Here is a 10,814-nt window from a genome sequence, read left to right on the forward strand (position 1 = left end):
ATGAGACATAAATTGATTTTTAAAGAAAATATTAAAAGGTGGGATGAAGCCATTCCACTGGGAAATGGCCGAATCGGTTCTCTTATTTGGGGGGAACCGACGGCGTTAAGGTTTAGTTTGGACAGAACGGATATTTGGGATTTGTCACTTCCTATGAATACAGAGCGAAAAGAGTTCTGCTATAAAAATCTAGTGAGGCTTGCAAAAGAAAAAAAGACGCAAGAGATCCGGGAGCTGTTCGATGCCCCATACAACTATCCGACTCCAACGAAATTACCGGCAGGAAAACTAATTTTTGATTTTAAAAATATGAGCAAAGTGAAGTCTGTTTTGAATTTACAGATAGCAGAGGCTGAGTTAGATATAACAGGTCCATCTGAATGCTATAAAGTATATTCTTTTTGCCATGCAGTTTCAAAGACTGGTATGATAAAGATAGGAACAACAAGGGATAAATTTTCTGTTAAATTGTTAAGTCCACAATTTGGAAGTCAAAATGAAAAAGAAGAGGTGTATTATAATCCGAAAGAAAGAGAGATATCTCAGGGAGGTTTGGAAAAACTTCATTATTCTGAAGCAGTCAGAGGAGAGGCAAATGGCGCTCCTTCTTTTTTATGGTTTACACAGGAAGTGGATGAAAGATTTTCATATGGGATAGTGGCAGGAGTGCTTGAAAAAGAGCAGGAGACGTTAGTGTTTTATCGGATTATCACTTCCAATGATGGCGAAAATTGGCTGGAAGATGCAAAGATGCAATTAAAAGAAGAATTATTGGCAGGATACGAGATAAGTCAAAGAGAACATCGTATTTGGTGGAAGAGATATTGGGAAAAAAGCAAAGTTATGCTTCCGGATTCATTGTTTGAAAAACAGTGGTATGTGACAAATTATTTATTTGCCTCATGTTCAAGAAAAGGCTCTTATCCAATGCCACTCCAAGGAGTGTGGACTGCAGATGATGGAAATCTGCCACCGTGGAAGGGAGACTATCATCATGATCTGAATACACAGTTTAGCTATACACATTTTTATAAGGCAAATCATTTGGAAGAAGGAGAGAGTTTCATTGATTTTCTCTGGGATTCTATGGGTGCTGCAAGAAAATTTGCAAAAGTTTTTTATGAGACAGATGGAATCTGCCTGCCAGGTGTTATGACAATAGACGGAAAACCACTCGGAGGATGGCCAATGTATTCTTTGTCTCCAGTACATCAGATTTGGCTGTGTCAGTCATTCGAACTTTATTATCGTTATACTGGGGATGAGACATTTCTTCGAGAGCGTGCGTGGATATATTTTGAGGAAACAGCCAAATGTATTACCAGTCTTTTGGAAGAAGGCGAGGATGGATATTACTATCTTCCCGTCTCTAGTTCTCCTGAGATACATGATGATGAAGCAGAAGCATGGGTGACGCCGAACAGTAACTATGATTTAGCTCTTTTAAGATATCTATATGCCATGTTGATAGAATTTTCTGACAGGCTTGAGAATGGGCAAAAAGAAAAATGGGAAAATGTAATGAAAAAACTTCCGCACTTGGCAGTAAATGAAAAAAATGTATTGATGATTTCACCAGATGAAAGTCTGGAAGAATCACATAGACATTTATCAAACGCGATGGCAATATGTCCATTGTATTTGTATCGTTATGACAACGAGGAAGAAAAGGAAATTATTGACGCGGTAGTAGAAGATTATGAGCGTCTCGGAACAGGAATGTGGGTTGGTTTTAGCTTTGCATGGATGGCGCATTTGTATGCGATTCAAAAGAATGGTGAGGGAGCATTTGATAGGCTGAGAATCTTTTGGGAAAGCTTTTGCTCTGTGAATGGTTTCCATCTGAATGGAGATTATAAAAAGCGCGGTTATACAACTTTCCATTATCGTCCATTTACATTAGAAGCGAATATGTATGCAGCAGATGCATTACAGGAGATGTTGATGCAAATGCATGATGGTGTGATTGAGCTATTTCCAGCAGTACCGCAAAAATGGAAAGATGAGCAGGTTGGGTTTGAAGGATTCCGTGGAGAAAAAGGTATTTTGATTTCTGCAAAGATGAAAAATAGTGATATATGCGAAGTTCAACTGAAGGCTCAGCATGAGCAGAGCGTTTTGGTAAAAATTGGAAAAGAAAAGAAAGTGGAAGTTTATTTGAAAGCAGGAGAAACAAAATATATAACATTGTAAGCAAGAATCAAATAGATTTCATTTCTAAAGTTCATTATACTATTGAGAAGAAAAAGACTATGATTGAACGTAAGAGAGGAGAAGTATTAGAATGAGCGAAAAGTTAAGAGGAAGAGTCACAATTCCTACAGATGTGGACGTAGTTCCTGAGACATTGGAACTGGTAAAACGTTGGGGAGCAGATGCGATCCGTGACTGTGATGGAACAGACTATCCGGCAGAATTGAGAGATGTAGATGCGAAAGTGTATTCTACATATTACACAACAAGAAAAGATAATGCATGGGCAAAGGCGAATCCAGATGAGATTCAGCAGATGTACATTATGACATCTTTCCATACAGCTGTGGAAGCTGAGTTATCTATCCACTTGATGGATCACTTATATCCAGATATGTTGAAAGTAAATTCTCACGATGATATCAGAAGATGGTGGGAAGTCATTGACCGTACAACAGGAGAAGTTGTTCCGGTAGAAGAGTGGGATTACAGTGAAGAGACAGGAGATGTCACAATTCACAACGCAAAGAAATTCCATGACTATACAGTAAGTTTCCTTGCATATATTATGTGGGATCCGGTACATATGTACAATGCAGTTGTCAATGACTGGCAGGGTGTGGAAAAACAGATTACATTCGACGTTCGTCAGCCAAAGACAAAAGAATTTACAATGAAACGTCTTCGCAAATATATCGAGGACAACCCGCATATTGATGTTATCCGTTATACAACATTTTTCCATCAGTTCACATTGATCTTTGATGAACTTGCAAGAGAAAAATATGTAGACTGGTACGGATATTCAGCATCCGTAAGCCCATATATTTTGGAACAGTTTGAGCAGGAAGTTGGATATAAATTCAGACCGGAATACATTATCGATCAAGGTTACATGAACAATCAGTATCGTATTCCATCAAAAGAGTTTAAAGACTTCCAGGCATTCCAGAGAAGAGAAGTTGCAAAACTTGCAAAAGAGATGGTAGACATCACACATGAGATGGGTAAAGAAGCAATGATGTTCCTTGGAGACCACTGGATTGGTATGGAACCATTCATGGATGAATTCAAATCCGTTGGTTTGGATGCTGTAGTAGGAAGTGTTGGTAATGGTTCTACACTTCGTCTGATCAGTGATATTCCGAATGTAAAATATACAGAAGGACGTTTCCTTCCATACTTCTTCCCGGATACATTCCATGAAGGCGGAGATCCGGTAAAAGAAGCAAAAGTAAACTGGGTAACAGCAAGACGTGCGATTCTTAGAAAACCAATCGACAGAATCGGATACGGCGGATATTTGAAACTTGCTTTAGACTTCCCTGAGTTTATTGATTATGTGGAAAGTGTATGTGATGAATTCCGTACATTATACGAAAACATTAAAGGAACAACTCCATACTGCGTGAAGACAGTTGCAGTATTGAACAGCTGGGGCAAGATGAGAGCATGGGGCAATCACATGGTTCACCACGCTTTATATCAAAAACAGAACTATTCTTACGCAGGAATCGTAGAGGCGCTTTCCGGAGCACCATTTGATGTACGTTTTATCAGCTTTGATGATATCAAAAATGATCCGAAGGTGTTAAATGACATCGATGTTATCATCAACGTAGGTGGCGCATACACAGCACACAGCGGTGGTTCTGCATGGGTAGACGAGACAATCGTAACAGCAGTGAAGGAATTTATCTACAACGGTGGCGGATTTATCGGTGTTGGTGAGCCGACAGCTTACCAGTGGGAAGGACGTTACTTCCAGCTTGCAAATGCACTCGGTGTAGAAAAAGAAAACGGATTTAACTTAAATACAGATAAATATAACTGGGAAGAACATGATCACTTTATCAAAGAAGACTGCACAAAAGATATTGATTTCGGAGAAGGACAGAAAAATATCTTCGCGTTGGACGGAACAACAATCTTAAGACAGATTGACAAAGAAGTTCAGATGGCAGTAAATGATTTTGGTAACGGACGTTGTGTATACATCAGCGGGCTTCCATACAGCTTTGAAAACAGCCGTCTGTTATACCGTTCTATCCTTTGGTCAGCACATGACGAGGACAACCTTCACAAATGGTTCAGTACGAACTTCAATGTAGAAGTACATGCTTATGTGAAGAATGGAAAATACTGTGTTGTAAATAACACATATGAGCCACAGAGCACAACAGTATACAAAGGTGATGGAACAAGCTTTGAGTTAGATTTGGATGCAAATGAAATCATCTGGTATGAAATCTAATTAGAGAAAATTAAAAAGATACCATAGCTTACATTCCTAATTTGGAAATATAGGCTATGGTGCTTTTATTTTAAGATGAAGTAGAGTCTTTTTTTTCAATGAGTTTTCTACATTCGTTTGGAGTCATGTTTGTTTCCCGTTTAAAAACTTGAGAAAAATATGATTGAGAAGAAAATCCTATCATATTAGCAATTTTTGCGACAGAATGATTTGTAGTTTCCAAAAGATGCTTGGCTTCTTGAATTCTTTTCGTAATGAGATAATTAATAGGTGATGTGCCCTTGTATTCTTTGAAAGAATGAACGAGATAATACTTGTTTAGATAGGTCAAATCACTTAACGTCTGGAGTGTAATATCCTCTGTAAAATGTTCGTCGATATATTGTTCGACAAAACGGCATTCTTTTGTAATCTTCTTTGTTGGTGCAATTGCTAATTTTTTCTTTGTTCGCCGGACTAAAGTTAAGATCAATGCCTCTAATAAATTCTGGCAAATTGTCTCGAAATATTCTCCTTTATTTTGAATCTCCCGAAGGAGTGTCTTAAGATAAAAAGAAAATTCTTCCTTGTGTTCACGGAAATTATGCAGGCTATAGTCGTAGATGGAATTAAGATTTCCGTCTTTAAATTTTAATCCATTAATTCCTAATGCAATATATTCAAGAGGCTTGTTTTTGTCACTGAGCTCAGTGTGTGAAACATTAGGGTTGACGATAACAAGATCATCTTCTTTTACGGGAAATTTTTTCCCTTCTACAAGAAAAAAGCCACTACCATGAATGACATAAAATAATTCAGTAAAATGATGCGTATGTGCAATACTATGCCAGTCCGTATCGTATCGGGCTTGAGTGATATAAAGTAAGCGTATATCTAATTTTTCAAATTCAGTCTCTTCAAGACCATAACGACGATTGCTCATGTAAACATTCTCCCTTGTAATTTTATGATTTTTAATGATATTATATCTTATAGAATTCTAGAATGCAAAGAAAAAGTGTAAATAATACAAACATAGAGATTAATCAGATAAAGATTTTTAAAGACATTTGTACTAGAATATGAGTTAGAAAAGAAATTGGGGTTTGGAGGTCTTAATCATGAAAAAACCAGTATTAGTAATTATGGCAGCAGGAATGGGAAGCAGATATGGCGGATTAAAACAGATTGATCCGGTGGACGATCAAGGTCATATTATTATGGATTTCTCAATCTATGATGCAAAAAAAGCGGGATTTGAAAAAGTAGTATTTATCATTAAAAAAGAAAATGAGGCTGATTTTAAAGAAGCTGTCGGAAAACGCATGGAAGAAATAATGGAAGTATCTTATGTATTCCAGGATTTACATAACTTGCCGGAAGGATATGAAGTGCCTGAAGGACGTGTGAAACCATGGGGAACAGCGCATGCAGTATTCAGCTGTATCGATGAGATTGACGGACCTTTCGCAGTAATCAATGCAGATGATTACTATGGAAGAGATGCATTCCAGAAAATTTATGACTACCTGTCAACACACGAAGACGATGATAAATTCCGTTACACAATGGTAGGTTATCAATTGGAAAATACATTGACTGAGAATGGTCATGTGGCACGTGGTGTCTGCACGATGAATGAAGCCGGAGAGCTTGTGAGCGTTGTGGAAAGAACACGCATCGAGAAAAAAGGAGACGGAGCAGCGTACACAGAAGATGAAGGAGAGACATGGACAGAACTTCCAAAAGGAAGCATTGTTTCTATGAATATGTGGGGATTCACAGCAAGCATTCTTCAGGAGATTAAGAACGGATTTACAGCATTTTTAGATGAGGGACTTAAGACAAATCCTTTGAAATGTGAATATTTCCTTCCGACAGTTGTAAGCAATCTGCTCGCAGAAGATCGTGCAACAGTGGCAGTTCTGACATCAGCAGACAAATGGTACGGAGTGACATATAAAGAAGATAAACCGGTTGTGGTGAATGCGATTAAAAATATGAAAGAATCAGGTTTGTATCCAGAGAACCTGTGGGGAGAAAAATAATGGGAAGAATTTCAGATAGACAAATAGATGAAGCAATTGCAAATTTTAGATTTGAAGGGACATTGATTGAACAAAGACCATATGGAAACGGACACATCAATGATACATTCCTTTTGACCTTTGATATCGGGGAGATGGGAAGACTGCGCGTGATCTTACAGTGCATGAACAAATCCATTTTTACAAAACCGGTAGAACTTATGGGGAATGTTTTAGGAGTGACTTCTTATCTGCGCAAAAAGATTATCGAGAACGGTGGAGATCCGGAAAGAGAGACTTTGAACGTAATTCGCACTGTAGCAAACAGACCATATTTTGTGGATTCACAGGGAGATTACTGGAGAGCATATAAATTTATCGAAGGGGCAACAAGCTATGATCAGGTAGAGACACCGGAAGATTTCTATCAGAGCGCAGTTTCATTTGGTAATTTCCAAAGACTGCTTGCAGACTATCCGGCAGAGACACTTCACGAGACGATTGTAGGTTTCCATGATACAAAAGCAAGATTTGCTACATTCAAGAAAGCGGTAGAAGAAGATGTGTGCGGACGTGCAGCATCTGTACAGAAAGAAATCGATTTTGTACTTGCACATGAAGACGTTGCAAATGTATTCGGAGATATGCTCGCAAATGGAGAACTTCCACTTCGTGTTACTCACAATGACACAAAATTGAATAACATCATGATTGATGACAAGACAGGAAAAGGTATCTGTGTGATTGACTTAGACACTGTTATGCCGGGACTTGCAATGAATGACTTTGGTGATTCTATCCGTTTTGGCGCAAGTACAGCAGCGGAAGACGAGCAGGATCTTTCAAAAGTATCTTGTGATATGGAATTGTTTGATGTGTATGCAAAAGGTTTCATTGAAGGATGCGGCGGCAAATTGACACAGAAAGAAATTGAAATGATGCCGATGGGAGCAAAAGTAATGACATTTGAATGTGGTATGAGATTCCTCACTGACTACCTTCAGGGAGATACATACTTTAAGATCCACAGAGAGAACCATAACCTTGACAGATGTCGTACACAGTTTAAACTGGTAGAAGACATGGAAGCAAAATGGGATACAATGCAGGAAATTATTAAAAAATACAATTCATAACAGAAAAAATGTTTTGGAACAAAATAGTTGTATATATTAGAGCGAAGTATTATAATAAAGGGCGGGAGAAAAACTCTCGTCCTTGTTAACAAGATGATTAAAAGGAGGATACAATTATGACGATTTTAGTAACAGGTGGAGCAGGATATATCGGAAGCCATACATGTATTGAACTGATCAGTGCAGGATATGATGTGGTTGTAGTAGACAATTTGTGTAATTCTTGTAAAGAAGCGTTAGACCGTGTGGAAAAGATTGTCGGAAAGACAATTAAATTCTATGAAGCAGATATTCGTGATGCGGAAGCGATGAAAAATATTTTTGAAAAAGAAGATATTGATGCAGTAATTCATTTTGCAGGATTGAAATCAGTAGGTGAATCTGTAGCGAAACCATTAGAATACTATGATAACAATATTGCAGGAACTTTGGTGCTTTGTGATGCGATGAGAAATGCAGGCGTGAAGAACATTATCTTCAGCTCTTCTGCAACAGTTTATGGAGATCCAGCATTTGTACCGATCACAGAAGAATGCCCAAAAGGACAGTGCACAAATCCATATGGATGGTCAAAATCAATGCTGGAACAGATTTTAACAGATCTTCACACAGCAGATTCAGAGTGGAACGTAGTATTACTTCGTTACTTCAATCCGGTTGGAGCACATAAGAGCGGAACAATCGGAGAAAATCCAAAAGGAATTCCAAACAACTTAATGCCATACATCACACAGGTAGCAGTTGGTAAATTGGAATGTCTTGGAGTATTCGGTGATGATTATGATACACCGGATGGAACAGGGGTACGTGATTACATCCACGTAGTAGACCTTGCGCTTGGACACGTAAAAGCGTTGAAGAAGATTGAAGAAAAAGCAGGAGTGAAAGTTTACAATCTTGGAACAGGAAACGGATACTCTGTACTTGATATGGTAAAAGCATTCGGAAAAGCATGCGGAAAAGAGATTCCATATCAGATCAAGGCGAGAAGACCTGGCGATATTGCATCATGTTATGCAGACCCAACAAAAGCGAAAGAAGAACTTGGCTGGGTAGCAGAAAGAGGACTTGATGAGATGTGCGAGGATTCTTGGAGATGGCAGTCAAACAATCCAGAAGGATATGTAGAATAAAAAGAGCGAATGATATGAAAAGCTCCCTGATAACCTAATTTTAAGGTTACCAGGGAGCTTTTTACATAAATACTATTTTTTGCGTCTAGAACCGAATACAGAAACGATTCCTGCAAGAGAGAATAATCCGAAGAGTCCAGGAGTAGCAGCGTTTGCCATATCTCCCGTATGGACTTCGTTTTTCTTCTTTTCTTTCTTAGCGGTATTTGGTGTTTCTGTTTTTGGCTTTTCTGTTTGTGGTACTTCCGGCTTCGGATTTTCTACCACAGGTTTATCATTTAACAGTGTATTTTGTGCAGTGAGCAGAGCATCTGCAGTACTTTGAATTGCAGAAGAATTTGCATAGTCAAAGTCTTTGATTGATTCTTTTAATGCGGCAATTGATTTTGCGTAAGCCTCGAAAACACCTTTGTTGTGGTCTTTTTTGCTTTCTAGCTGATAGATTGTTTCAGCATTGGAAACAAGGGATTCCATGGCAGATTTTGCTGCGAGATATATAGATCCTTTTTCGTGGTCTAAAGCTGCCTGGAAATTATTATATGCTGTTTTAAAAGTATCTATATTATAGACACCATTGTTGCTTACAAGAGCATCTTTTAATGCATTGGTAATGGTAATCGCATTAGCGTAGCGCTCCTCTGATTTTTGAGTTTCACTGAGATAAGACCACCATTTATTTGCGGTTTCAACAGAGGCAGCTGCATCGTTCAAATTGGCTTTGAAACTCTCAGAATAGCTTTCGCTTTGTTTTGCCAGAATCGCATTTGCTTCTTCGAATAATTTCAGAATTGTCTCATCAATAGGTGCTTTTTCCAATTTTTCAAGAATTGCAGTTACTTCTGCCAGATAAGTCTCGTTATAATAATCTTTGTGTGCCATAATATCGGACTGGATATTTTCTAATTTTTTAACCAGATCAGTTTTCGTTTCCTCTGCTTGCTCTAACGCATATTTTTTTGCTGCATCTACATAAGCTTTGGCAGCTGTCTTCAATTCCTTTCCAGCTGTCGCATAATTGGAATAGTCCTTGTTGTCTACGGCAGTTTTTAATGTAGCAAGTGCAGCGTCATAAGCAGTTTTTTCGTTTCCTGTATAGCTGATAAAAGCAACTTCACCTGCCTGATTTTCAGAATCTGTCATTACTGCAGAGGCAAGCAAATTATATGCAGAAACTAAATTTCCATATCCGTAGGAATAATAGTCATTCAGCATTTGCGAATTAAGAGAACTTTCTCCTTGTAATAGAACGTCTGTAATTTCGGAAAAATCTCCTGTAAAGTAAGAAACAGTATCTTTCCAAAGAACATCAGCAGTAGCAAGTGTTTGGCCATCAGTGATTACAAGCGATTCAAACACCTTAATATCAGTAGCAGGTTTTGGATTCTTAGGATCTGCATTTGGGTTTGAAATAGCGCCAAGAGATCCAGAGCCTAAATCATAGAGTTCTTTATAGGAAGCTGCAAGATTCTTTCCTTTTGTCAAAATAGAAGTATTCAGATTTTTCCCAATATTGCTTAGGAGCATATTAGCTTCCGCAGAAATTGATTGAAAATTTTTACCGTTTGCAAGTGCATAGGAGAAATTTGCATCATCATTTTTTAAATTAGTGATATATTCTTCCAATTTGCCATTGCATGTCTCCAATTGAGTAAGGTACTCTGGGAGATATAATTCTGGAGTTGTGTATAGAATAGATGAGAGCTGTTTTGAAATAATACGAAGCTCTTCTAACCAATAATTAGAGTAGTTTTCAGCGTAATCAGAAGCACTTTGAAGAATATATTGCAATGCGTCAATATTACTTACAAAGTCTTCTTCGAAACTTGTGAGCAGACCATCCATATCTACATTTGGATTTTTTATCCATTCGTCATACAGGGATTTCTGTAATTCCTCTACAGTAACTATTTGACCACTTGTAGAGCCATTTGGATAAGCTGCTAGAATCAGACTGAGAAAATTAGCAGATTCAGGATCGTTTTCTAGAGCGTGTTTGAAAATTAAAAAGTGCACAAAATATTTGTTTATAGCCCTTCTTTCATGGTAAAATAAAGAAAAAGGGGCTGATATTATGTCAAGACGTTACGAACTA

7 protein-coding genes are annotated in these 10,814 nt (G+C 38.0%); 5 read left to right on the forward strand and 2 right to left on the reverse strand.

The features are described from left to right. Entirely contained in the window at nt 1-2,193 is a 2,193-nt protein-coding gene (locus ACTQXY_RS11860; RefSeq protein WP_441659625.1) for a glycosyl hydrolase family 95 catalytic domain-containing protein, read from the forward strand. A gap of 91 nt (nt 2,194-2,284) precedes the next feature. Next, on the forward strand, nt 2,285-4,447 hold the full coding sequence (gene gnpA / locus ACTQXY_RS11865; RefSeq protein ID WP_441659626.1) for a 1,3-beta-galactosyl-N-acetylhexosamine phosphorylase: 2,163 nt from the start codon (nt 2,285-2,287) through the stop codon (nt 4,445-4,447). Between the two features lie 70 nt (nt 4,448-4,517). Here the strand turns inward: gnpA and ACTQXY_RS11870 are convergent, their stop codons facing one another. After that, nucleotides 4,518-5,369, reverse strand: coding sequence for a helix-turn-helix domain-containing protein (locus tag ACTQXY_RS11870; protein WP_441659627.1), 852 nt, complete (start codon nt 5,367-5,369; stop codon nt 4,518-4,520). A 178-nt stretch (nt 5,370-5,547) separates the two neighbouring features. Here ACTQXY_RS11870 and ACTQXY_RS11875 point away from each other — a divergent pair, with 178 nt between their 5' ends. The 3 genes from ACTQXY_RS11875 to galE all read left to right on the forward strand — a co-directional run bounded on the left by ACTQXY_RS11875 (nt 5,548) and on the right by galE (nt 8,722). Next, nucleotides 5,548-6,474: a sugar phosphate nucleotidyltransferase gene (locus ACTQXY_RS11875; RefSeq protein WP_441659628.1), complete on the forward strand. Its 927-nt coding sequence runs from the start codon at nt 5,548-5,550 to the stop codon at nt 6,472-6,474. Beyond that, nucleotides 6,474-7,589, forward strand: a complete 1,116-nt coding sequence (locus tag ACTQXY_RS11880; RefSeq protein ID WP_441659629.1) for a phosphotransferase — start codon at nt 6,474-6,476, stop codon at nt 7,587-7,589. The genes ACTQXY_RS11875 and ACTQXY_RS11880 overlap by 1 nt, the downstream gene beginning before the upstream one ends. Before the next feature lie 116 nt (nt 7,590-7,705). Then, on the forward strand, nt 7,706-8,722 hold the full coding sequence (gene galE / locus ACTQXY_RS11885) for a UDP-glucose 4-epimerase GalE (RefSeq protein ID WP_441659630.1): 1,017 nt from the start codon (nt 7,706-7,708) through the stop codon (nt 8,720-8,722). Nucleotides 8,723-8,794: 72 nt separating this feature from the next. On the opposite strand, the gene ACTQXY_RS11890 is transcribed toward galE, so the two are convergent. Continuing rightward, nucleotides 8,795-10,735, reverse strand: a complete 1,941-nt coding sequence (locus ACTQXY_RS11890) for a hypothetical protein (protein WP_441659631.1) — start codon at nt 10,733-10,735, stop codon at nt 8,795-8,797. Nucleotides 10,736-10,814 lie beyond the last annotated feature (79 nt).

Source organism: Faecalimonas sp. LCP19S3_D12 (assembly GCF_052121495.1).
Classification (GTDB): Bacteria; Bacillota; Clostridia; order Lachnospirales; family Lachnospiraceae; genus Faecalimonas.